The 24,334-nt window shown below is 66.8% G+C and carries 19 protein-coding genes; 6 read left to right on the forward strand and 13 right to left on the reverse strand.

Going from position 1 to position 24,334, the window contains the following annotated elements; all coding sequences use genetic code 11:
• The coding region (locus VF167_09710; protein HEX6925698.1) for a SusC/RagA family TonB-linked outer membrane protein at nucleotides 1-3,267 on the reverse strand (3,267 nt) is incomplete at its 3' end.
• 389 nt (nucleotides 3,268-3,656) lie between these two features.
• The gene (trpE, locus tag VF167_09715) at nucleotides 3,657-5,168 is read right to left on the reverse strand and encodes an anthranilate synthase component I (protein HEX6925699.1); all 1,512 of its coding nucleotides are present in this window, start codon (nucleotides 5,166-5,168) and stop codon (nucleotides 3,657-3,659) included.
• Between the two features lie 261 nt (nucleotides 5,169-5,429).
• Here trpE and VF167_09720 point away from each other — a divergent pair, with 261 nt between their 5' ends.
• Both VF167_09720 and VF167_09725 read left to right on the forward strand, forming a co-directional pair.
• Entirely contained in the window at nucleotides 5,430-5,984 is a 555-nt protein-coding gene (locus VF167_09720; protein ID HEX6925700.1) for a hypothetical protein, read from the forward strand.
• Between the two features lie 197 nt (nucleotides 5,985-6,181).
• Nucleotides 6,182-8,494: a DUF2723 domain-containing protein gene (locus VF167_09725; protein ID HEX6925701.1), complete on the forward strand. Its 2,313-nt coding sequence runs from the start codon at nucleotides 6,182-6,184 to the stop codon at nucleotides 8,492-8,494.
• A 3-nt stretch (nucleotides 8,495-8,497) separates the two neighbouring features.
• Here the strand turns inward: VF167_09725 and VF167_09730 are convergent, their stop codons facing one another.
• The gene (locus VF167_09730) at nucleotides 8,498-10,906 is read right to left on the reverse strand and encodes an SMC family ATPase (protein HEX6925702.1); all 2,409 of its coding nucleotides are present in this window, start codon (nucleotides 10,904-10,906) and stop codon (nucleotides 8,498-8,500) included.
• 4 nt (nucleotides 10,907-10,910) lie between these two features.
• Entirely contained in the window at nucleotides 10,911-12,074 is a 1,164-nt protein-coding gene (locus tag VF167_09735; protein HEX6925703.1) for a metallophosphoesterase, read from the reverse strand.
• 142 nt (nucleotides 12,075-12,216) lie between these two features.
• On the opposite strand from VF167_09735, the gene VF167_09740 reads away from it, so the two are divergent.
• Nucleotides 12,217-12,537, forward strand: a complete 321-nt coding sequence (locus VF167_09740) for a hypothetical protein (protein ID HEX6925704.1) — start codon at nucleotides 12,217-12,219, stop codon at nucleotides 12,535-12,537.
• A 49-nt stretch (nucleotides 12,538-12,586) separates the two neighbouring features.
• Here the strand turns inward: VF167_09740 and VF167_09745 are convergent, their stop codons facing one another.
• Nucleotides 12,587-14,053 (reverse strand): fused MFS/spermidine synthase, encoded by a 1,467-nt coding sequence (locus VF167_09745; GenBank protein HEX6925705.1) that lies wholly within the window; start codon nucleotides 14,051-14,053, stop codon nucleotides 12,587-12,589.
• Nucleotides 14,034-14,549 (reverse strand): flavin reductase family protein, encoded by a 516-nt coding sequence (locus VF167_09750; protein ID HEX6925706.1) that lies wholly within the window; start codon nucleotides 14,547-14,549, stop codon nucleotides 14,034-14,036. The genes VF167_09745 and VF167_09750 overlap by 20 nt, the downstream gene beginning before the upstream one ends.
• 31 nt (nucleotides 14,550-14,580) lie before the next feature.
• Between VF167_09750 and VF167_09755 the strand changes: the two genes are divergently transcribed.
• A complete protein-coding gene (locus VF167_09755; protein HEX6925707.1) occupies nucleotides 14,581-15,435 on the forward strand; it encodes a DUF481 domain-containing protein in 855 nt (284 codons plus the stop codon).
• A gap of 4 nt (nucleotides 15,436-15,439) precedes the next feature.
• Nucleotides 15,440-16,429, forward strand: coding sequence for a hypothetical protein (locus tag VF167_09760; GenBank protein ID HEX6925708.1), 990 nt, complete (start codon nucleotides 15,440-15,442; stop codon nucleotides 16,427-16,429).
• Nucleotides 16,430-16,475: 46 nt separating this feature from the next.
• Here VF167_09760 and VF167_09765 read toward each other — a convergent pair whose 3' ends face one another.
• Both VF167_09765 and VF167_09770 read right to left on the reverse strand, forming a co-directional pair.
• Nucleotides 16,476-17,072, reverse strand: a complete 597-nt coding sequence (locus tag VF167_09765; protein HEX6925709.1) for a 5-formyltetrahydrofolate cyclo-ligase — start codon at nucleotides 17,070-17,072, stop codon at nucleotides 16,476-16,478.
• Entirely contained in the window at nucleotides 17,069-17,968 is a 900-nt protein-coding gene (locus tag VF167_09770) for a pseudouridine-5'-phosphate glycosidase (GenBank protein HEX6925710.1), read from the reverse strand. The genes VF167_09765 and VF167_09770 overlap by 4 nt, the downstream gene beginning before the upstream one ends.
• A 134-nt stretch (nucleotides 17,969-18,102) precedes the next feature.
• Between VF167_09770 and VF167_09775 the strand changes: the two genes are divergently transcribed.
• On the forward strand, nucleotides 18,103-19,566 hold the full coding sequence (locus tag VF167_09775; GenBank protein HEX6925711.1) for a pyridoxal-dependent decarboxylase: 1,464 nt from the start codon (nucleotides 18,103-18,105) through the stop codon (nucleotides 19,564-19,566).
• 21 nt (nucleotides 19,567-19,587) lie between these two features.
• Here VF167_09775 and VF167_09780 read toward each other — a convergent pair whose 3' ends face one another.
• The 5 genes from VF167_09780 to VF167_09800 all read right to left on the reverse strand — a co-directional run bounded on the left by VF167_09780 (nucleotide 19,588) and on the right by VF167_09800 (nucleotide 24,315).
• Nucleotides 19,588-20,397: an RNA methyltransferase gene (locus VF167_09780; GenBank protein ID HEX6925712.1), complete on the reverse strand. Its 810-nt coding sequence runs from the start codon at nucleotides 20,395-20,397 to the stop codon at nucleotides 19,588-19,590.
• Nucleotides 20,387-20,827: a hypothetical protein gene (locus VF167_09785; protein ID HEX6925713.1), complete on the reverse strand. Its 441-nt coding sequence runs from the start codon at nucleotides 20,825-20,827 to the stop codon at nucleotides 20,387-20,389. The genes VF167_09780 and VF167_09785 overlap by 11 nt, the downstream gene beginning before the upstream one ends.
• Before the next feature lie 160 nt (nucleotides 20,828-20,987).
• Complete coding sequence (locus VF167_09790) at nucleotides 20,988-21,776, reverse strand: PHP domain-containing protein (protein HEX6925714.1); 789 nt, start codon at nucleotides 21,774-21,776, stop codon at nucleotides 20,988-20,990.
• On the reverse strand, nucleotides 21,773-22,891 hold the full coding sequence (locus tag VF167_09795; protein HEX6925715.1) for a L,D-transpeptidase: 1,119 nt from the start codon (nucleotides 22,889-22,891) through the stop codon (nucleotides 21,773-21,775). The genes VF167_09790 and VF167_09795 overlap by 4 nt, the downstream gene beginning before the upstream one ends.
• 125 nt (nucleotides 22,892-23,016) lie before the next feature.
• The gene (locus VF167_09800; protein HEX6925716.1) at nucleotides 23,017-24,315 is read right to left on the reverse strand and encodes a hypothetical protein; all 1,299 of its coding nucleotides are present in this window, start codon (nucleotides 24,313-24,315) and stop codon (nucleotides 23,017-23,019) included.
• Nucleotides 24,316-24,334 lie beyond the last annotated feature (19 nt).

The raw sequence follows: 24,334 nt of genomic DNA on the forward strand, positions 1-24,334 counted from the left end.
GCCGATGCTCCGCGGGGTGGGCATCTGGCCGTACTCGAAGCCCTGTACGTTGCTCGCCTCGTTCGAGGTCTCCGGATCGATGTGCCGGTTCTCGGACGGGGTCCACAGCCAGAGGTTGCGCCCGATCAGGGAGATCTGCATGCCGCTGATTCCGACCGCGTCGGTATACCGCTCGGGCACGTCGAAGGAGACGGACAGCTCACGCAGCTTCATGTAGCTGGCGTCCAGAACATTGTACTCGTGGACGAGATAGCTGCCGTAGGTGTAGAAATCCGGACCCGAAATCGGGATGTCGTTCTCGACCCACGTCGTATCGCTGCCGTTCACCACCCGCCGCACGCCGTCGACGATGATGCCGGTATTCTCATCGCAGATCGGGTAATGGCTGGTGCCGGGGGCAAGGTCAGCGATCTCCTCTTCGTACACACAGCGGCCACGGCCCACGGTCTCCGACAGGATACCGGCGTACAGGCCGAACATCCGGGTGACGGAGTAGATGTCACCACCCCACTTGGTGTCCAGCAGCGAATGAATGCGAACGCCACCGATGGTGAAATCGTTCGCCCAGCTGCCGCGCCAATCGGGGTTGATGTTGCCGATCACTTCCGGCGCGCCGGTCCGGGTGGGCAGGCCGTTGTCGCTCACGATGATGCGGCCATCCGGGTTGCGCGCGTACTTCCGACCCATGAGCTGCCCGTAGGGCTCACCCTTGCGCGCAAACAGGCTCACACCCCAGAAGTCGCCCAGGCTGATCTCCAGCCCGTCCACGCCCTCCGCGAGCTCCTTGACGGTGCTCTTGTTCTTCGCCCAGGTGACCGCCGACTCCCAGGAGAACCGGTCCGTCTCGATCAGGGCACCGCGCAGCAGCACCTCGATTCCCTTGTTCTCCACCGTCCCCGCGTTGAGCCAGCGACTCTCGAAACCGGTGGTCGGCGAGATGTTCACCGGCATGATCTGGTCGCGCGTCTGCTCGCGATACACGGTCAGATCGAGGCCCAGCCGGTTGTCGAGGAATGCCAGCTCGGTACCCAGCTCAACCGATTCAGTGATCTCCGGCTTGAGGTCCGGGTTGAGCTGCTCGTCGCCGACGGTGAACGACGGGTTTCCGTTGTAGACCTCGTCGGCCAGGTAGACGTTGCGCAGTTGGTATGGATCGGTGTCGTTGCCGACGCGTGCCCAGCTCGCCCGCAGCTTACCGTAGTTCAGGAAGCTGCTGCTCTGCAGAGCCGGAATGACATCGGAGAAGATCAAGCTCCCGCTGACAGACGGGTAAAAGTAGGAGTTGTTCTGCTCCGGCAGGGTCGACGACCAGTCATTCCGACCGGTGAGGGTCAGGAAGAGGTAGTCGTTGTAGCCGAACTCCGCCTGGCCATAGAGGCTGTTGACACGCTTGCGGAACTCACGCACGTACGGCTGCGGGGTGACCGCCGCGTTCGAGACGTTGAAGATGCCCGGCGTGGCCAGCTCGCTCACCCACACGTAGTTGTGCGAGCGGCTCTGATCTCGCCGGTTCCCGCCGAAGGTGAAGGTGGTGCTGAACGGCAGCCCGAGCTGGGGGTTGGCGGTCAGCAGGAAGTCCGTGTTGACCTCCTGGAAGCCGATATCCCAGTCCGCGAAGGCGCCGCTCGGCTGCACCTCCTCGCGTGCGGCGGTCAGGGGGTTGGTGGTGTAGAGTCCGCCGAAGTTGTCCTCGGCGTAAGTCTTCTTGCGCTCGTCCTGGTACCAGTCCGTGGAGGTGCGGACGAGGCCCGACAGCCAATCCGTGAACTCGTAATTGACCGAGATCTGGCCGATCAGGCGGTCACGCGAGTCGAAGTTGCGGTTGACGAGCTGCAGGTAGTACGGGTTGGGATGGAAGGAGTAGTTCCAACTGTAGGGCCTTCCTGCCTGCGCCTCGTCCGGACCGCGGAGCTTGTCGTAGTTCCGACGCAGGTCCCTGATGTCCACCTGGCGGCCGAACCAGATGAACTGCTGCATCGGGTTGTTTTCGTCGTAGCCGACGCCTGGACGGTTGTTACCATCCTGCTCGATGTACTGAATGGAGGAGCTCACATTCAGCCGGTCGGTGGCGTCCAGCCCACCCGCAAAGGTCAGAGCGTTACGCTCGAGCGAGAAGCCCGGCACCATGCCGTTCTGATCGAGCCGGGAGGCACCGAAGCGGCCGTGCATGCGATCGGTCGCGGCTGCCACCGACACGTTGGTCGCCATCGTCCGCCCGACCTCGAAGTAATCGTCGACGTTGTCCGGGTGCGACACCCACGGAAGCGGCTGCAGGATCGGCTCGCCGTTCTCGTCGACCCCCGTCACCGGGCTGTTGAACTGTGGGATCATCAGCCCCTGGTCGAGCGGTGGTCCCCAGCTCTCGTCGACCTCGTCGAAAAGACCACCGCCTTCGCCGTTCTTGTACGCGAAGGCGCCGACGAAGCCCTGGCCGTATTCGTTCTGGTAGTCGGGCAGGCGAAGCTCGTCCTCCCAGGTGACCGTCTGGCTCACCGAGATCTCCGCTCCGCCGGTGATGTTCTGACCCTTCTTCGTGGTGACGATCACCGCTCCGTTCGCGGCGCGAGATCCGTACAGCGCTGCCGCATTCGGGCCCTTCAGAATCGTGATCGATTCGATCGCGTCCGGGGGAATGTCCTGGACAGCATTACCGTAGTCGTAGCCACCCTGGTCGGTCTGCGTGCCCTGCCGCCCGACGCTGAAGTTGTCGACGGGGATTCCATCGACGATCCAGAGCGGCTGGTTGTTGCCGAGCAGCGAGTTCTCACCGCGGATCACGATCCGCGAAGAGCCGCCGGGCGTGGACGCGGTGGTGATGTGCACACCGGCGGCCTTACCGGACAGGTTGGCGACGATGTTCGGCACCGACGGCGCGAGGGCTTCGCCTGCCACCTGCTCGGCGGCCACACCCAGCGTGCGCGCCTGTCGCTGTAGACCAAGGGCCGTAACAACAACACCCTCGAGTGCGACTGCCTGAGACTCGAGGGTGACGTTGAGCTCCGTTCCCGTGATCTGGACATCGCGGCTTCCATACGAGAGCGCCCGGAAGCTCAGCGTGGTCGCATCCGCGGGGACCTGCAGCGTAAATCGACCCTCCGCATCGGTGAGCGTACCGATGGAAGTGCCCGGAACGGACACGGACACTCCTGGAATGGGAGCGCCCGTCTCCGCGGCGGTGACCCGCCCCGTCACGGTCCGGGCCTGCGCCATGGCCTCCGGCGCCCAGAAGGCCAGCGCGAGGCTCAAGAGAACAAACAGTTTCTTCATGGGATTTCCTTTCGAGATCGAACCAGCCGACGCCGCCAGGATAGCGCGCCGGCACGACGATCGAGGCTGGCACCGATTGACCGTCACGACTGACGAGATCTCAGCACGCCGGCCACCTCCTTTCTCCTTGCATCCAGGAACTCGCGGATTCCCCGGGCAGGCGCTTCGCGGGAAACGCCGGCAGCTCTCCTGGCCGGGCGGCCTTTGTATGGGGAAAGCGTGTTCGGCCACGGGGTTGCGGCAGAGAGGATCCCCTCGTGTGGTAGACGCCCCATTTTAGAACGGACGTTCGAACACGTCAAGGATAAGGAAAGAAGCTGGCATGAGATAGGCCAGCTTTTTCCTCAAATCTGCGGGTGTGAGATGGGGGGACCCGGTGCCCCGCCGTGTCAGCGGCGGGATCGGCCGCGCCCCTCCAGCGACTGGACCGCGCGGAGCAGCGCACGGGCCTTGTTGAGAGTCTCTTCGTATTCAGTGGCGGGGACGGAGTCCGCGACGATACCCGCACCGGCCTGCACGTGGGCGTAGCCATCCTTGGCCACCACGGTGCGGATGGCGATGGCGAGGTCCATCGCCTGACCTCCGTGCGCGATGTATCCCACGGCGCCGGCGTACGGGCCGCGACGGATCGGCTCCAGCTCATCGATGATCTCCATGGCCCGCACCTTCGGCGCCCCCGACACCGTGCCCGCGGGAAAGGTGGCCCGGAAGACGTCGATGGCGCTCCGGTGATCTTCCAGTTCGCCCTCCACCGTGGACACCATGTGCAGCACGTGGGAATACCGCTCGATGACCATCTGCTCGCGCACCCGCACCGAGCCGAACCGGGATACGCGGCCGACGTCGTTCCGCCCCAGATCCAGCAGCATGAGGTGCTCGGCCCTCTCCTTGGGGTCCGCCAGCAGCTCGCGACCCAACGCTTCGTCCTCCTCCGGAGAGGAGCCGCGTCGCCGCGTGCCAGCGATCGGCCGCACGATCACCTTCCGGTCCTCCAGCCTGACCAGCACCTCGGGCGAGGAGCCCACCAGCTGGAAGCCGTCCAGATCCAGGTAGTAGAGGTAGGGCGAAGGGTTCAGTGAGCGCAGGACCCGGTACAGGTCGAACGGCTCGGCCTGCAGAGGCATCCTGAGCCGCTGCGAGAGCACGACCTGGAAAGCGTCTCCCGCACGGATGTACTCCTGGATCCGCCGCACGCCCTCCTCGAACTCGCTGCGGGTCGAGCTGCTCTCGAAGCGAGGATCGGATTGCGCGGGCGGGCCCAGGTGCAGCGGCTCCAGCTCCGGGCCGGAATGCAGGCGCTCCTCGACCGAGGCGATCTCCTCCAGAGCCTCCTCGTAGAGGCGCAGCAACTCCGCGTCGTCCGCTCCGGTGGTCTCCACCGGCACGATCACGTGCGCGCGCCCGAAGAGGTTGTCGATGGCCACCACCGCGCCCGTGCGAATGAAGAGCGCGTCCGGAACGTCCAGGCCGGAGGGGGGAGGCTCCGGCAGGCGCTCGATGCGGCGCACCATGTCGTAGCCGAAGAAGCCCACCCAACCGCCCCAGAAGCGGGGCAGCCCCCGTACCTCTGCGGGACTGCTGCGGAGCAGGTCGATCTCCAGGTCTGCCAGGGGATCCTCCACCTCGCCCTTCGCCACCCACCCCGTTTCGCGGGTCCACCGATCCACCCGGTCGCCGATCAGGCGCCACGCCTCCCGCGGTTCCGTGCCGAGGTAGGTGTAGCGCGCCCAGGTCTCCCCGCCGACCACCGACTCCAGCAGGAAGCCGAACGGCGGACGGGCGAGCCTGGCATAGGCGGTGACCGCGGTCCAGGTATCGAACAATAGCGAGCGGGAGACCGGGACGATGCCCGCGGTGCGCGCGAGCTCGCGGAACTCTTCGAAGGATGGGTGAGTCGGCATGGCGGTCGACGAACAGAACGGACAACGGCGGCCCCAGCGGACACCGCAGTGGCAATCTCCCGGCGAATCAGGCGAATGTCAACGCGACCTGTCCGCCGGAGAGGTCGCCCCGCCGGCCGGTGAGGTGGACAGCGGCGGCAGGGTCGTTCTACCGTAAAGCGGCCAAATGCCAGGGGGAAACAGGCTTTTCGACGTGGCAAGCCGATTGCGACCTCGGCGGGCCGACCGGTGCAGGTTAACCTCAGACAGGACGGGATGAAGATGAAGCGGAGTCTTCTTGCGTTGGGCCTGGTTCTCGCCGCCGGCTTTGCCGCTACCCCCGCTGCCGCCCAGCTCGGCGGGCGGGTTTCGGTAATGCCGTATGTCGGTTATGGCTTCCTGGGCGGGCTCCCCGGGACCGACGCGGAGCTCGAGGCGGACGTCGCCTTCGGCGGACGGGCTTCGTACCAGCTCTCACCTCAATTCGCGGTCTTCGGCAACTTTCAGCGCACCACCCCGGAGATCACGAACGAGGACGGTGAGGGATCCGGCCGCTCGATCAACCTGGACCACTGGAGCGCCGGCGTGGAGTTCTCCTACGTCCCACGCGGCGGCGCTGAAGGGATGCTGCCGATCCTGCTCGAGGCCGGCCTTGGACAGGCACGCTTCGAAAACGGTCCCAATGAAATCGCCGCCAACATCGGCGTGGCGAGCGCCATTCAGCTCACACCGATGTTCGGCCTGCGCTACGGCGCCAACGACTACATCTTCAACTACGACGGCGAGGGGGTGGTGAATCACGTCTACGTGCACGTCGGAGGCGAGTTCACCTTCTAGCGCGCGCCGGAACCAACCCTCCACCCCGCCACCCATTCTCTGCGTTCTGGCAGGGAGTGGGTGGCGGCCTTTTTGGCCCGCAATTTTAAAATTGCCCCTACGTCGCCTCCCCCTTCTCAGGCTCCCTCTGGCGCTGGTTCCGCCGCCTGCTTTAGCTTGGTTCGTTTGAACCGAACCTTCGAGCGCGCATTGGCTTCATGAATCAGGCGACCCTCACGCCCCCGAGTTCCGCTCGTGATTCCGCCACGGTGATCGAGCGCACCCCGTACGGTGTGGCCGCTCTCGCCGGCGCCGCCGTCTTCGCGCTCTACGCGATCACGCTGGCCCCCACCACGGCCTTCTGGGACACCAGCGAGTACATCGCGACGGCGCACATCGTCGGCATCCCCCACCCGCCGGGCAACCCCGTCTTCGTCCTGATCGCTCGGGCCTGGGAGCTTCTCCTGGCGCCGACGGGCCTCTCGGTCGCGGTGCGCATCAATCTCTTCTCGGCCTTCATGGGGGCCACCTCGGCGTTCTTCTGGTTCCTGCTGGTGCACCGCATTCTCGCCTACTTCTCCGAGAGTGAGCGGGTGCGCCGGGTGGGCGCTGCCATCGCCGTGCTCCTCTCCGCCACGGCTTTCACCGTCTGGAACCAGAGCAACGTCAACGAGAAGGTCTATTCCGTCAGCCTCTTCACCATCGCCCTGCTGAGCTGGACGGCGTTCCTCTGGCGGGAGCACGTGGAGGCGCACCGTCCACTCCTCAAGGGAAAGACGGGTCGGTTTCACGACGACAACGCGCTCGTGTTCGGCATCTTCGTGCTGGCGCTCTCGGTCGGCAATCATCTGATGGCCTTCCTGGCGGCTCCCGCGCTGTTCGTCTTCTTGCTGATGGTGAAGCCGCAGGTCTTCCTGAACTGGAGACTGTATGTGTGGGGGCTGGTCTTCGGGATTCTAGGCCTGTCGGTGCACCTCTTTCTGCCGATTCGGGCGGAGCTGCAGCCGATCATCAACGAGGCCGCGCCCACCTGCGAGTCGATCGGGGGAGCGGTCACCAGCGTCCTCACCTTTGGCAACGCCGGTTGCGAGAACCTCTCCGCGGCCCTGGCTCGCGAGCAGTACATGAAGCCGCCCGTTACCGAGCGGCAAGCACCCTTCATCGCCCAGCTCGTCAACTATTTCCAGTACTTCGACTGGCAGTGGGCGCGCTCGCTCTCCGGCAGCACGCACTACTTCGGGCCGGGGCGCATGCCCTTCACCCTGCTCTTCCTCTTCCTGGGGATATATGGGGCGTGGCGGCACAAAGAGCAGGACCGAACGAGCTTCGCGTACGTGGCCACGCTGTTCGCCACGCTCTCGCTGGGCCTGATCTTCTACCTGAACTTCAAATACGGCTACCACCAGGCCATCGCCAACGGGCTCCCGCCCGAGCGCGGAGAGGTCCGCGAGCGCGACTACTTCTTCCTGGTGTCCTTCTCAGTATGGGGTCTCTGGGCGGGGGTCGGAATCACTGCGCTCTGGCAGGCGCTCTCGAGCCGATTCGGGGGCGACAACCGGGCCCTGCTGAAGGGTTCACCGGTACTGGCGCTGGCCCTGCTCCCCCTGGTACTCAACTGGCCATACGCCAGCCGGGCGGGGGATTACGCGGCGCGGGACTGGGCGTACAACCTGTTGATGTCGGTCGAGCCGTACGCCGTACTCTTCACCAACGGAGACAACGACACCTTCCCGCTCTGGTATCTCCAGGAAGTCGAGGGGATTCGGAAGGACGTAACCGTCATCGTCTGGTCCTACCTCAACACGCCCTGGTATGCCAAGCAGATCCGGCAGCTGACCACACCTTGTGAGACGCCGGGCGATGCCGAGCGCGACCCGACACGGATCATCTGCCAGCGGCAGTATGTCCCGACCGGGCCGGAGGGGCTCTACCCCGAGAACCCGCGATACCCCACGCGCTCGATCCTCCCGCTCAGCGACGCCGAGATCGACCGCACCGCCGCGATGGGCTACATCGCGCTGCCCGAGCCACAGACCTTCACCGCCCGGGGGATCACCGCTCGCTTCGAGGCGGGCACGGTGCTGCAGACGGCCGACCAGTTCATCCTCGCGATCATCAAGGAGGCGTGGGGAGACCGGCCGATCTACTTTGCCGCGACGACCAACTCGCACAGCCGGCTCGGCCTCGATCCGTACGCCGTGCGCCAAGGAGTCGCCTTCCGGCTGTCCACCCCGGAGGAGCTCGAGCAACCGGGGATCTACACCTTCCCGCCGAACGGCAGGTATACGTCGGTCTTCGGTAATGTGATCGACATCGAGCGAACCTCTACGCTCCTGTGGGAGACTTTCGAGCACCACGACCTGATCAACAAGGCACACTGGGTCGACGGAAGCACGCGAGGTATTCCCACCTACTACGGCTGGGCCCACCTCGCCCTGGCGACCGCGCTCAACGACACCGGGGCGGCGCAGGAGCTCGTCGAACGCAACATGCGACAGGTGGAGGGTTGGATGGCGCTCGCGGACCGGTGAGCGTCACCCGCCTCCTTCCTCCCACCGCACGGTGCTGACGCCGGTCGCCTCGTCGAAGTCGACGCGGAGCACGTGGTCCATCGCGCCGCGCATTCCTTCGAGGTGGGTGACCAGGAGCACCTGCTCGAAGCGATTCCCCAGCCTGCGCAGGAGCCGGACGACGTTCTCACGACGGACGGCGTCGAGCGAGCCGAACACCTCGTCCAGGACCAGCAACGAGAGCGGGTGTCCGGCCCGCTCAGCAATCATCCGCGAGAGGGCGAGGCGCAGCACCAGGTTGGCGATGTCTTCCTCGCCGCCGGAAATCACCGGCTTGGCGCTGCCGCCTTCGACCACCACGATCCGGTAGGCCTCGTCCAGCTCGAGGGTGCCGTAGCGGCCGTCGGTCAGCCGCGACATCAGCTCCGAGGCGATCTCGCTCAGCTCCGGCCGGATGCGATCGTTCAGCTCCGTCCGCAGCCGGGTGAACGCGCTGTCCAGGTCGTTGTGGTGCCGCAGCTCGGATACCACCCGGTCGACCTCTCCCAGACGCTCGTCGAGATCGCGTTCGGCGGCAAGCGCCGCCGCGGCCGCTCGCTCCGCCGCGCTCGCCCGCGCCCGGGCTTCCGCCAGTGCGATCTCCACCCGCCGCAGCTCCGCCCGTGCTTCTTCAGCTGCCTGCCGGAGGCTCTCCAACTCCCCCGCTGCCCGGGAGACCTCGGCAAGGGCCTCGGTCGCCGTCGCGACCCGCCCCCGTGCCTCCCTGACCCGCTCGTCGGCCGCCAGCGCCGCGGCCTCCCACTCGCGGCGCCGGCGGATCACCTCCTCCACCGCCGCCATGCGCTGCTCCGCTCCCCGCAGCTCCTCGATCCGCGCGGCGACCGCCTTGTGCTCACCGGCGTCGTAGCCCGCCGGCAAGCCCTCCAGCTCCGCCCGCAGCACGTCACGGCGCGCCTGACGCGCCGCGCGCTCTTCCCGCAGGACCTCGAGCTCCTGGAGTGCCGCCTCGCACCGCGCCCGCTTGCGCTCACGATCGGCGATACGCTCCTCCAGCCGGCGCACCGCCTCCTCCAGCTCTGCTACCTCCGACGGCTTCTGGAGGAGCTGTTCGTGGCGGCCGCGCCACCACTTGCCGTCCTGCGTCACCTCGGCCCGCTGATCCTCCAGCGACGCCAGGAGGCGCTCGTAATCTGCCCCCAGCGGACGCTGACAGGTGGGGCAGAGACCGTCGCGCCCGGCCGCCCTGACCTTTCGCAGCTGCTCCTGCAGCTCCAGCGCGCGGTCCCGGTAGGACTGCAGCTTCGTCTCGGCGTCCTGACGATCACGCAGCCAGCTCGTCTTGCGTTCTTCCAGGGCCGCCTCCACCTCGCGGTGCTCCGCGATCGCCTCCTCCAGCTCCTTCCTGTATCGCTGCAACAGCTCGGGAGCCTGTTCGAGGCGCGATAGCCGGGGTTCAGACCGTTCCAGCTCGAGCCCGAGCTCGCGCACTTCCTCGGAAAGCGCACGTCGCCGCTCCTGGGTGCGCGCCAGCTCGTCGAGCCTCTCGTGTTGTCGCACCAGATCCGGGAGCTCCGCCAGCTCCACCTGCAGGCGCTCGCCCTCCTTCTCCGCCAGCTCGATGCGCAGGAGCTCATGCCGGATACGCTCGGTCTCCCGCTCCGCGGCGATCGCGGCCCCCGTTGCAGCTTCCAGCTCAGCGGCCACCTCGACGTGACGCTCGTGGTGCCGGCGTGCCGCCTCCCACCGCGGCTCGATCTCCTCGTTACGACGCCGAGCCTCGGCCACCTTCACCTCCGCCGCGGCGACGGCACGTCGCGCATCGTGCAGCTCGGCCTCCGCGGCCGCCCGGGCGGCTCGAACCTCGTCCTCCTGCGGAAGGCCGGCGCGCAGGCCCTCCACCCGCGTGCGGAGGGAGTTGCGTTGCCGGCGCACCAGTCCCTGGGCCACCCTGAGCCGGTCGTAGCCGAGCACCGTCGCCAGGAAGCGCGCCCGCTCGGTCGGCCCCAGCGAGGCTAGGAACTGCAGCTCCTTCTGGCCGGTGAAGTAGGTGCTGAAGAACTCGCGGCGGTCCATCCCGATCCGGCGCCGCAGGAATTCGGTGGCCCCCGACGCGCCGGTCGCGACCGGTGCGCCACTTCCGTCCTCGCGCACCTCCGCGCCACCCAGAGAGCGGGAGACGCGGTACTCCTGCCCGCCGAGTCGGAAGGCGAGCTCCACTTCGACCCGGGCGCCGGGTGGGGCACCAGTGCGAAGCAGTGTCTCGTTGGTTCCACGGGTGGCGTCGGCGCCGTAGAGCGCCCATCCGATCGCCTCCAGCAACGTCGACTTGCCTGCGCCGTTCGGCCCCACGATCCCGGTGAGGCCGCAGGGGAAGCGGATGTCGGTGTCGGCGTGCTGGCGGAAATTGCGCAGCTTCAGCTCGAGCAGTCGCATGCGGTCAGTGCTCCGCCCCCTCTCCCGCCTCCGCGAGATACCGCCTGGCCAGCTCTATCAGTCGGCCGCGCTCGACCCCTTCCAGGGTCGGTTCCCACACCTCCGCCAGATAGGCCTCCACCTGAGCTTCCAGCGAATGCCCCCGCACGGAAAGGGCGCCGGTCCGCTCGACCTTCGGCTGCGGCGGGCGCGCTTCGACCCGCAGGTGCAGCGCCCGGCTGCGCAGGTCTCGCAGGACCTCCCGCTCGATCTCTCGCAGCACGGGTCGCGGAACGTCGGTGATCGTGAGCCGAACGATGGCACCGGAAATCCGCTCCGCATCCTCCGAAACCAGCGCCCGGATCGCCGCGATCACCTCCTCCGCTTCCCGACCGTGGGCCGATATCGGAGGCAGATCCAGGACACTGCGGGTGGGAACCGGGTGGAACCGGGACTCCCCTCGCTCCAGGTCATAGCTCACAAACCCCTTCTCGGACCGTTCCGTCCACGGATCTCCCGAAGTGCGCTCGAGAGAGCCTGCATACCAGGCGTTGCGTGCGACCTGCGTTGCCACGGGGTGGTGTCCGAGGGCCACGTAGCTCCACTCTTCGGGCCGAAGGAGAGCTGCGTCGATCCGCGCTCCGCCTTCCCCGAGCGACCCGGGAACGCGCTGCCCGTCAAGCTCACCTGCAAGCTGTCCATGGATCGCGAGCACCCGGTGAGTCGCGCCCGCGCTGGGCCGAGCCGACGCCCATCCCGCGCCGGCCACAGCGGCGTGCGGCACGGCCACCAGCTCGAGGCCGAGCTGGTCGAAGTGGAAGCACTCCACCTCTCGGGTCGCCACGCACACGCCGGGGATCTCGTGGAAGAGCTCGAGAATGCTACTCTGGTCGCCGGCGCGGGGAGTGTCGCGATCGCCGGCCAGGATCACGACGGGAACCCTCTCCAGCCGCGACACGAGCCCTGAGAGACTGCGGAACGCCTCGGCTATCGCGGCGTTGGAGGGACGGATGGAGTGAAAGATGTCTCCCGCAATCACCACCAGATCCGGTCGCAGTGCGATGATCTCCGCGAAGGCGTGCGCCACCGCGGTGGACACGTCTGCTTCCCGCTGGTTGACTCCGGCGGAAGTGGTGCGCGTATAGGCCCGATAGCCCAGGTGGAGGTCGGCGAGGTGTACGATCTTCATGGCCGGAAGCTACGGCCGAGCGCTGCGCGCCCACCAGCCTCGCGCATAGAATTCATGCCGCCCGGGGAGGCACGAACCAGCCCCTGCCGACAGGGTATCAGCACGGGTTCGGAGCCGATCGCATCCATTCACGCCGCGTCGTATGGCCAAGAAGAAAAAGAAGAAGCGCTCTGCCGCGGAGCTTCACCGAAACGTAAAGGATTCCCTCCTAGCCCTCCCCTACGCCATCGAGGAGCAGAAACGCCAGGGCAAGCAGATCCGGGCATTCTTGCTCCGGTACCTCACGGGCCCGGTCCTGCGGGTAATGAACAAGACGCTGGATGCGACGCGGTACCGCGGCAAGGAGGGGGAGAAGACGAAGCAGACCGAGCAGATGAGGCGGCACCTGGAGCATCGCAAAGCCGCCATCAAGCACATCCAGGGACAGTTGCAGCAACAGCAGAAGAGGCGTCGGCCGCTGTAGGTCGGTCGATGCCGGCCGTCACAGCAAGTCGCCCGGGGGAGCAGTCAGGCTACTGCTCCCCCTTTGCCATTGCCAACGAGGAGGCCTTGGCCGAGAGGTCCATCCCCTCGGATCCGCCGAGGTCGTGATAGACGATCGCGCCCGGGACGTCCGGCCATTCCCGCCGCGGCCAGTACTCGAACATCCCCGCGCGGCCGCTGAAGTCGTATCCCTCCTCCACCGCTCCGGCCAGAAGGACGTTCTGGCGGTCCGGGAAATCCGAACCCAGGTGAACGTACAGGCCCACGGACGGGAACACGCTCGCGAAGGTATGTACAATCGACCAGAACCGGGTCGATTCGTAGCCGCCCACGGTACCGATCACGTTCATCGCCGCGATCCCACCGCTGCGCAAGCGGTCCCGCATCGCCGCGATTGCCTCCTGCGTGACCAGGGAATACGGGAGGCTCTCGCTGCCACCGTAGACGTCTACGAAGATGCGATCGAACTCGGCTTCGTCGGAGGCGGAGAGAAAGGCCCGTGCGTCGCCGTGAACGGAACGCATGCCATGATGCGTGCGCGCTCCGAAGAAGTGGTAGGCCGCGCGCGTAACCTCGGGGTCGAGCTCGACCACGGTGATGCTTGCGTCGGGGTCGCGTTCCGCCACCCGGCGGGGGAGCGTATACGCGCCTCCTCCCAGGAAGAGGTAGGAGGCACCCCGCGGCGTGCGCTCCGCCAGCCACACCTCGGCGGCCGCCACGTAGGCCAGCGTGGGAGCGCCGCTGCGGACCAGCTCTCCCGACTCCTCCTCTCCGTTCACGTAGAGCCGGCGCTCCGGCTGCCGTTCCCCCGGGTAGACGACCTCGGTTACCCGCAGGGTGTGGAAGGGCGTATCCGCCTCGAAGATCACCTTCTCCTTGGGCTTCGTTTCCTGCGATCTCATCCCCAGCATCGGGGCCAACACCAGGACGGACGTCCCGAGCAGGACCGCACCCGGGCTGACGCCCTGGAGAATCAGCAGACCGCTCAGCACCACGCCGATCGCGACTCCCCCGAGCGTCCCCGCGACTACCCGGCCGGCGACTTCCAGCTCTTCGGGCTCTTCCGCGTCCGCTTCCGAGCGCCGTTGCACGGACACGAGCAGCACCGGCAACACCATCGCCAGAGAGTAGGCAGGTAATGCGGAGAGGAGCAGAAGGGCGGCAACCCGAGCGACCGCCCCCACCAGGGCGCCGTCCTTGAGCTGGAGGTACGAGGCAAACACCCCCGCCACGGCGACTGAGACCGCGGCCACCAGCCAGCGCTCCCGCAGCAGCGGGTCCTCCATCTCCCTGGCCGGCGCCGACACCCACAAGCCGACCAGGAGGGCCACGACGAGAGTCGCAATCAGCCCCGCGGTGGCAAGAAGCAGCCCCGCCGTCTGGTACAGAACCAGGGAGCCCCCCGCGAGCGCGATGGCTCCCAGCGCCACGCCGGCGACGCCGGCGTCGAAGAGCACACGCCGATGGCTCGGGCGCTCAGGGAACGAATCGGCCATAGCCACCGCGGTAGTAGACGAGCGGGCTGCCCTCGCGCGCATCTCCGTCCAGCACCTCTCCAATGAAGACCGCGTGGTCGCCGGCGACCACCTTCTGCGTCACCCGGCAGTCCACCCAGGCAAGCGCAGCTTCGAGGATCGGCGCGCCGGTCATTTCCGCGCGGTATGCCACACCCCGGAACTTGTCCTCTATACCCCAAGTAGAGAACCGCCGGGAGAGGGACTCCCCACGACCCTCCTCGAGGATGTTCACCGCGAAAATCCCGGAACGGTCGATACAGTTAAACGAATCGGCTTCCAGCTCCACGCACACCAGAACCAGAGGCGGTGACAGCGACAGCGAGGCGAACGCATTGACGGTGAGTCCGCACGGCCGGCCGTCCTGGTGCAATGACGTGACCACAGTCACTCCGGTCGGGAAATGCCCCATCACCCGACGGAACTCGCTGTCATCGATCATCTGGCCCGCGTCGTCCTGCCGGTGTATTTTCGACATTTCCCTTGTTCGACAACTCTGCGCTTCATCGATGCACGTTGCAGTCCACGTCATCGCCGGTGTGATGCTCCTGGTGGCGGCGCCTACACGGCTTCTCGCGCAGGAGGTCGTGAAGAGTCCCCCCATCCCTCCGGCCATCCAGCCAGCAGTCGAGCGACCCGCGAGGGCGGCACCGGCACCGCAGGCGCAGGAGCGGAACGAACCCCGACCCGATCTCTGGAGCTTCGCCGCAGAGTTCAGCTTCACCGACCAGTCCGGCAACAAGACTCTTCGCCTGCTCACCGGCGGGCTGAAGTTCTCCCACCGGGAAAAGGAGCGCTTCGAGCTAGACGGCTCGATCCAGTCGCGGTACGGCCAGAGCGAGGGGGAGGTGGTGGCGCGCAACTACTTCGGAAGCATCAACTTCAGCCCCTACAAGAACGCGACGATCGCGCCCTCCTTCTCGATGAAGGCCGAGCGCGACCCCTTCAAGCGGCTCGACGTCCGTTTCGTTGGCTCCGCCGGAGCGAAGGTGACCCCGTACCGGGAGGAGGATGGAAATGGCGAGCTCGCGTTCTACCTGATGACATCGTACGAATTCCAGAACCTCCAGGTCGAGCCGGGCGACGAGGAGGAGGAGTTCTCGCACGTTCCCCGCTGGACGATGGAGATGCGCGGTCAGCAGAAGCTCAACCCCTCCGTGACCACGTACGTACAGTCATCCTACGAGCCCTCGTGGGGGGAGTTGGCTAACTACTTGCTCCGGTCTCAGACCGGAATGAAGGTGCTGTTGACCAAGCAACTCGCGCTTTCCGTGGAATACCAGTTCAACCGCACCAACCATCCCCCGGAGGGGGTGGCCCCCGACGATCGCCTCTTCAAGACCGGCATCATCATCGACTTCTGAGCCGATGCAACGCTCCCTCCGCTTACTCGCCCGTGCCTTGCCGATTCTGATTGTAAGCGCACTGGCAGCGTGCGACAACGTGCAGTGGGGCGGTGCCCAGATCGAGATCGTTCCGCCGCCGCCTGCATCCGACGTGACGGAGATCGAGCCGGACGAGCAGGTCTACACCGAGCTCGGGCTCCCCCGGGGTCCCGTGCTCTTCCACGTGACGCGCACGGAGGAGGGCGCTCTCCTCATTCCGGTAGCGGAGTTTTCGGGGGATTCGCTGCGGATGGTTCGGCGCCCTGCAGGAGTCTCCCCTCAGGCGTTCGAAACCCGGTTCCGCGAGACGGTGATCCCGACCGGAGGGGAGTTCCGGCTGTTCCGCCGAGGGGCGATGGTGGGGACCTTCATCGCCCAGCGGCCGGGTCCGGTGACCGCCTGCGGCGTGCCGACAGCGTACGGAAATGCCACCGTAGTGGCCGCCGCCACCGACGCAACGGAGTTCCTGGGCTTCCGACGTGGCCTGGAGCCATCCGTTCAGGGCGAGTTCACGCCACTTCAGATCACGGGTAGCATCCGCACCTACGCCTCCATCGTGGCGGAACGACTGATCCTGCAGAACGGCCTGCCCCGGCCCCGAAGCTGGCAGGGAGCGCAACGTGATCTGCAGCCGGTCGAAGTGATGCCCGGCGGCCACCCGGAGATGGCGGCCACTTACCTCGTGGGCGACAGCCTCGCACCCGGACCGGCCGACCCGCAGGGATACAGCGTCTTTTATCTCGCGGACTACGAGACGGCGCGCGGCTACAACCCAATCTACGAGGAGGTCCACGACTATCGGCGGGACGGCAAGATCGCCCTGAAGCTGGTGGACTATCTCAACTGGGACGAGGACGAGGGCCCGGAGCTATTGCTCCAGGTCTTCCGCCGCAACGGGAGCGGCTATGCCGTGCTCGGCCAGCGGGGCGGAGCGTGGCGGAAGGAGTGGGAGGGAGCGATCTGCGGAGGATGAGCCCGCGCGGCCGACCTGGCATGGGCCGGCGGGTCAGGGGAGCGGGTCAGGGAGGCGATCTCCGCTCACGTGCCGCGTCGAAGCGCACGATCTCGCGCTCCGTGACCACAGCATCCAGCGGCGCGTCCAGCCGATTCGTGACCAACCGATCGAATTCCTGAACGGCGAAGAAGAGGCCGCAGCGGAAGCCCCTCCACGCGGGGTTGAGAAGGAGACGGTCGTAGTATCCGGCGCCTCGCCCGAGGCGATTCCCCCAGCGATCCCACCCCAATCCCGGCACCAGCGCCACGTCAATGTCGCTCAGCTCGACCACGGGGCAGACGGTGTCCGGCTCCGGGATCCCGAATGCCCCCGAATTCCGCAACTCTTCGAGGCTGGCCACGCGGTGTAGCACCATTGCCCGCGTCTCGGGCAGGCAGCGCGGATAGGTGAGAACCATGCCTCGCCGCGCGGCCTCCCCCGCGATGGCGGTGGTGCTGACCTCCGAGGCGATCGAGGCGTACAGCAGGATCACCCGCGCCGATTCCAGCTGCGGAAGCTCCCACAGCCGGCGGGAGATCGCCTCGGAGGCTGCCGCCCGCTCCTCGTCGCTCATCCGAGCGATGCGCGCCTTCGCTTCCGCCCTCAATTCCTTCTTGTTCATCGGTCCGCCAGCGCCACGGCTACGCGTGCGGCCACGCGAGCGTTGTTGAGCAGGAGAGCCACGTTCGCTTCGAGGGTCGCTCCGCCCGAACGCCGGACCAGCTCCTCGAGCAGAAAGGGGGTCAGGGCCCCACCGGTAATGCCCCGGGCGCTCGCCACCTCCATTGCCTCCGCGATGAACTGCTCCACCATGTCCGCGGGGAGCGCCGCCCGTTCGGGTGGTGGCACACAGAGAAGCACTGCTCCCGGCACCGCGATCGCTTCCTTGGCGCGCCAGATCGCCGCCACCTCCGCCGCTTCTTCGACCCGCACGTCCACGCTCAACCCGCTGCGAGCGGAATAGAAGGCCGGTAGCTCGTCGCTCCTCCACCCCAACACCAGCACACCCCGCGTCTCCAATGCCTCGCGGGTTGCGGGGAGATCCAGGATCGACTTGGCGCCGGCGCACACCACCAGCACACGCGTACGCTCCAGCTCGGTCAGGTCAGCGGACACGTCCGGCACGCCGCTATCGCGATGCACGCCCCCGATTCCCCCCGTGGCAAAGACGGCGATCCCGGCGCGGGAAGCCAGGAACGAAGTCGCCGCGACGGTGGTGGCCCCGTTCTCTCCGCGCGCGATTGCCCCGGCCAGGTCTCGGGTGGAGAGCTTGCGATATCCGTGGCCGCGACAGATCGCCTCCAGGTCCTGCTCCCCCAGGCCGACACGCGGCACCCCATCGATCACCGCGATCGTCGCCGGCACGGCACCCTCCTCGCGCACAACGGCCTCCAGCGCGCGGCCTACCTCCAGGCTGCGCGGCGCGGGCAGCCCCTGCGCCAGCACCGTGGACTCGAGGGCCACCACCGGTCGCCCGGCCGCTTGTGCCTCGGCTACCTCTTCGGAAATTTGGACCATTCCAGTCAGATCTACGCGGGGGCGTGCGTTGGTATATTAGGGGAATAGAAGTAGGAAGCCAGGAGCCAGAAGTCAGGATGAGAAGCTAGGAGCTAGAAGCTGGAAGGCGGTTCTTCCCGGAAACCCAAAGATCCATGACCGATTCCCGGCGACGCGCGCACTCCTACGGTGATATGCCGGTCTCCGAGCTCCGGACCGAGGGGCGGCGGGTGATCGACTGGATCGCCGATTACCTCCAAGGAATCGAGCAGCGCCCCGTGCTCGCCCGGGTTTCGCCCGGCGAGGTCGCGGAGGCCCTCCCGCGCGAGGCTCCCGAGCGCGGGGAGGCGATGGAGAAGATCCTCGCCGACCTCGAGCGGGTGATTTTGCCAGGCATCACTCACTGGAACCACCCGGGGTTCTTCGCCTACTTTGGGATCAGCGGCTCCTCGCCGGGAATCCTGGGAGAGGCGATCGCTGCCGCGTTGAACGTGAACGCGATGCTCTGGCGCACCAGCCCGGCCGCGACGGAGCTGGAGGAGAGAGCGCTGGACTGGCTGCGCCAGATACTCGGCCTTCCCGCCGCACTGCAAGGTCACATTCAGGATACGGCCTCCTCCTCGACCCTGGTGGCAATCGCCGCCGCACGCGAAGCGGCGGGCCTCGATATTCGCGACCGAGGGATGAGCGGGCGCGACCTGCCTCTGCTAAGGCTCTATTGTTCGGAAGAGGCCCACTCCTCAGTGGAGAAGTCCGCCCTCATGCTGGGCATCGGCCGGGAGGGCGTGCGGAAGATCCCCACCGACCAAGCCTTCCGCATGGAATCGCAAGCGCTGGCCGAGGCGATCCGGGAGGATCGTGCGGCGGGGATGCGGCCATTCTGCGTGGTCGCGACCGTCGGCACCACCTCTACCACAAGTGTGGACCCCCTGCCGGAGATCGGGGCGATCTGCCAGGCGGAGGACCTCTGGCTGCACGTGGACGCGGCCTACGGTGGTGCGGCGGGGGTGCTCCCGGAGATGCGCTGGATCTGGGACGGGGTGGAAGCGGTGGATTCGCTGGTGGTGAACCCCCACAAGTGGCTCTTCGTGCCGATCGACTGCTCGGCGCTCTACTTCCGCAACGCCGCGGCGGCGCGCGACGCCTTCTCGCTGGTGCCCGAGTATCTCAAGGCGCCCGAGGGGGAGGAGGTGGTGAACCTGATGGACTACGGGCACGCGCTCGGCCGCCGCTTCCGTGCGCTGAAGCTGTGGATGGTACTGCGCTATTTCGGTCGGGTCGGAATCGCGAACCGGATTCGCGAGCATATCCGCTTGGGGCAGGAGCTGGCGAGCTGGATCGACGCCGAAGAAGGATGGGAGAGGATGGCGCCGACGTCGTTCAGCACCGTCTGCTTTCGGTGCCGGCCCGCGGAGCTCCCGGAGGAGGAGGTCGACCTGCTCAATCAGTCGATTCTCGCCGAGGTGAATGCCAGCGGGGAGGTATTCCTGTCCCACACGCGGCTACGCGGGCGCTACGCGCTCCGGGTGGCTATAGGCAACATCCGCACGACCGAGGACCACGTTCGGCGCGCCTGGGAGCTGCTGCGCGAAGCGGCGCAGCAGGCGCCGGCGCTGTAGTGTGCTTTCCTGGACGCTCCCTCACTGACTCAACTCCTCCGGAGGCTCGTCTCCTCGCTGCAAGCGCGTCACGAACTTGCGCACCTCGATCGCCATTGCCCGGAGAAATCCCGCCTCCCGCTGATCGGGGTCGGCGCGGTGAATCAGCGCGCGCAGGGTCCGCATCACGCTCTCGGTCTGGCGACTCTTGAAGAAGTCAACCGACCAGAGCGCCTTCTCCGCTTCTTCGAAGAGGCTCTCGAGAATGTAGACGTTGGCGGGTGGAGCATCCCGCCGCGGTGGCTTGAAGGGTTGATCGCGTCCCTCGGAGGCCATCCACAGCTCGTAGGCAACGATGACCACTGCCTGCGCCAGGTTGAGCGAGGAATGCTCCGGATTCGTGGGGATGGTGACCGTGCGGTGGCAGAGGTCGAGGGCCCAGTTCGGCAGCCCCTTGTCCTCCCGACCGAAGACCACGGCCACCGGACCGGCGGTGGGTTCGGAGGCTCGCTGCAGCAGGTCGTCAGCGCTCTCTCGGGGCCGGCCGACATGCCGTTTCGCCCTGCGCTCGCGCGCCGTCATGGCGACCGTGTAGCTGCAATCGGCCAGCGCCTCCGGCAGTGTGTCGAAGAGCTCCGCCCGCTCCACCAGGTCGGCGGTGCCGTGCGCGATCCCCTCGATGCGCCACGGGCTCCACTCCGCCGGGGCCACCAACCGCAGACGACTCAGACCGAAGTTCTTCATCGCCCTCACGGTGCCGGCGATGTTAACCAGGTCCTGAGTTTCCCAGAGTACGATGATGATGCGGTCCAGCGGCGCGAGCGGACTCGCTGGAGCCGGGCTAGCGTTCACCTGCTTGGTCGGCGGCTTCCTGGCGGGCAGAGAGGCGGCCGAGGAGCACTCTCGCGGCGCGCACGTCGTGTCCGACATCGATCAACAGGACGGTCAGGTCCCCGGCACCCCATAGGATTGCCGCCAGCACGATCCCACGAATGACCTCCGCGAAGAGCGGGAAGAGAGCCCCGGCCCCCTCGAGGGCGACACCGGCGATCACCTCCGCAGTCAGAGCGACCACCACCACCATCGCAGCGATCTTGAAGAGCCGCGCGACGTATTGCAGCGCCAGGTACGGCTCCGTATCCTCCGCGCGGATAGCCCCCGGGTCGCGCGACGAACGCTCGTCCGCAAACCGGTCGTCGTCCAGATCGTCCGCCTCCGCCGCTCGCATCTCCTGGCAACGCCTCGCGTCCGTACTGCCGCTCTCCTCTCGCTCCCGTTCCATTCCCTCCCCCTGGAAGATGTGGCACTGGCGGTAGGAAGGGATGCAAGAGTTGGACGAGGGGAAGACGGCAGGAAGTTGGAAGGGGAGGAGCGTAGGAGGGAAGCTAGGAGCTAGAAGTTAGAAGCTAGCTCCTAGCTTCCCTCCTATATTCCCCACCTTCTCAACTCCTCCTCCATTCCCCCGGCACAAACATCTCCCTCTCCCCGATCCCCACCCGCCGCGCCGTCTGCAGCGCCCAGTCCAGATTCGCTACCTGCGAGGCACGATGGCCGTCGCTGCCGAGGCTGAAGCGCGCGCCGGCTTCGAGGGCCTTGCGCAGCAGGCGATCGTGAGGCAGCCGGTAGCGGCTGGAGATCTCTATCGCCACCGAGCTCCGGACCACCGCCTCGACGAAGCGGTCCTCCCGTTCTTCCGTCCACCAGGCGTGTACGTCGCCCTCGAGGTCGAGCAGGGCGGCCGGCATGAAGGTGGAATGCGCCACGATCTCGATGGGCATGGTGCGCACGAGATCGCAGAGGTTCGCGACCATGTGCTCCATGAGCTCCTGGGGCCGATCGTCCCACGGAGGCGGAAGGGTCGTCCACCAGGGTGAGCCCCAGCCCCCGCCGGGCAGGGCAAAGCCGTGGTTGGAGCCGATCCGGTAGTGGAACCGGTCCATGATCTCAGCCGGAAGCTGCGCCGCGAAGGGGTCGCACCAGCAGAACTCGGCGGCTACGTAGACCGGTTGCGCCTCGATCGCCTCGAGGTAGGCGTGGAGCTGCGGGAGGGTTGCGACGAAGCGGGAGGGGTTCCGGGTGGAGACGTGATCGGCGATCCCCACCGCGACGCCCCTGTCGGCGGCGATGCGTACCACCTCTTCGAGCGGCACCTCGCCGTCGGACATAGTGGTGTGGACGTGCAGGTCCTGCGTGCCGAGAGAAGCGGGTGTACCGAGCGGAAGCGCCGTCATCGCGCCGACTGTCGACGGACGCCCGCGTACCGCTCGCGCCAGGCCTGCTCGGCGGCCGCCAGCGCCTCCCACCCTTTCCTGCCGTCCGGTCCCAGGTTGGTCGGCGGGACGCGGCGGGTGGGCCAGGGGGCCAGGGGATCGTTGAGGATGTCCGGGTGCAGCGCAGCCGTGGCGCTCACGATCGCCTCGGCGGCGAGCTTTCGCTCCTCCTCGCCGATCCGTGCCAGCGACACCACCACGCGGAGCCCTCCGCGGGAGAAGGCGTCCGCCAGGAAGGTCGAGTACTCCCGGTTGCGGTCGCGAGTGCTCGCCGTTCCGGCGCGTGCCAGGAGCCCCCGCAGTGCGATCGCATCGTCCTTCAACCCGCGGGTGATCAACCGGCTGGTGAGCCTCACCCAGTAAGTGGTGGTGTCCGCGCGCTCCAGCTCCACATCGAGCCGACGTAGCAGCTCCTCGGTGGAAACCCCGGCGAACGGATCGGGCTCAGGAGGCTTCGGCGGGGGCGGAGTGGGTACCTGCGAGGCATCGATCGGCTCCAGGTTCTCACCGCCCATGATCACCACCGGTGTACCGATCTGGACGTTGTGGAAGAGCCGGAGGGCGTAGTCGTTGTGGAGACGGATGCAGCCGTGGGAGACGCGCTGCCCGAGAAGCTCCGGGTGATTGGTGCCGTGGATGGCGATCTCCCGCCCGATGTAAACCGCGGCGATGCCGAGCTGCCCGCGAACCTTGCGCTCCGGGGCATCGTCTGGCGGGATGGGCAGCCCCTTCTCGATGAAGTACCAGTTCGGGAGGTACCAGACCGGGACCTCCTCCTTGTACTGGATCTGGAAGACGCCCTGCGGGGTGGTGAAGTGCCAGTCCTCGTCCTCCGACTCCAGCCGAAGACCCGTTCCCGTTCCGACCGGCGCCTCCCACAGCGTGCGCTCCCCGTCCATCAGGCGCAGACGGTTGTGGTCGAGGTCGACCACAACGTAAATGCCCGGCGCTTCTTCCAGGAACTCCTCGGGGGATTCCGGAAGCTCCTGCAGCGGCGCCTGTCGAGCGGCAATGGGGTCGACTCCCTGAGCGGGTTCCGCCTGCGACCCCATAGAGGCGCAGGCGGAAGCGATCATCGCGATCGGCAGGAGGCCGATTATGGATCGGGTACGGAGCACGTGCGGATTCCGTGCGTCGTTCCAGCGGCGTATACTCACGCGTGCATGCAACCCGCAGGCAGGTTGAAAGTTCCCGCGCTGCCTCAGCGTTCCGTCGCCGTGGCAGGCACCTGCACCTCCACCAGGGTGGGCTCGCGGGCGGCGAGTGTGGCTGGAGACGGGAGCACCGGTACCCGGGTCAGATACCAGGTATACGCCGCCACGAACAGGCCGAAGAAGCCGAGGCCGATCCCGATCTCCGGAATGCCCAGCGGCAGCGTCTCCTCCTCCCAGAGCGAGGGGTAGACCAGCAGGAAGCGCTCGATCCAGAGACCCACCAGAATCGAGAGCGCGAAGAACACGAGCACCTGCGGCACCATCTTGGGCGCGCGGGTGAGCAGCCCCAGCAGTGGCATCACAAACACGAGAATCACAACCGCCGCGGAGAGCGGCCCGAACGGCTCATTGAAGCGCTGGACGAAGAAGTCCTGCTCCCACGGAAGCTGGCCGTACCAGATCACGATGTACTGGGACCAGTTCAGGTACATCCAGAACACCGAGAAGGCGAACAGCATCTTCCCGAAGTCGTGGTACTGACTGCGGGTGATGTAGTCCTGAAGCCCCAGGCGAGAGCGGTAGAACACCGCCGCGATGGTGGTGGCGGCCACGCCGCTGTGGAAAGCGGCCCAGAAGAAGGCGACCGGGAACATGGTGCTGAACCAGTGTGGGCTCAGCGACATGGCCAGGTCGACGGCCACCACACCCCAGAAGACCGCGAAGACGATTCCCAGCACGGCTCCGATCCGGGCCGTGAGCTTCCAGGAGCGAGCCGCTTCCTCCTCGACGCCGCGGAAGCCGCGCGTGAGGCGCTCGTAGAAGGATGCGTTCCGGGTGTTCTTCACCCCGTAGACGTCCGGCCGCACCGAGTAGTAAGCGAAGACCAGCGCCAGGGCGTATACCACGGCCACCACGAACAGCTCACGAATCGCCAGCCCCGGCCAGTTCAGCCAGGCGCGCTTCGCGTCGATGACCGGGTCGCCCTCGACGTGCAGCCAGTGGTGGAAGAAGTGCTCGTGCCCTCCGAACAGCACGACGGGCAGCAGCACGAACGAGATCGGCAGGAACGCCGCGCCCCCCAGCGCGAACCGCCGGATGGACCACGCCCAATCTGCGTTCGACAGCCGCAGCGCAACGGCGAACATCACCATCCCGATCGCGACGGACGACCAGAAGAGCCAGTTGAAGAGCAGGCTCTGCCAGAGCCGCTCGGGGGTGCCGACAGCCAGCACCGCGGCCAGGATCCCGAGAGCCACCAGCACCGCGATCAGGATCTTCGTCGCTCCGGAGGCCGAGTCGAGAACGCGGAATGGGATGCTCGACGGTACAGAAGAATCGTGGGCCATGATCAGTCAGTCTAGAAAT

This window comes from Longimicrobiaceae bacterium, assembly GCA_036375715.1.
In the GTDB taxonomy this organism is placed as follows: domain Bacteria; phylum Gemmatimonadota; class Gemmatimonadetes; order Longimicrobiales; family Longimicrobiaceae; genus DASVBS01.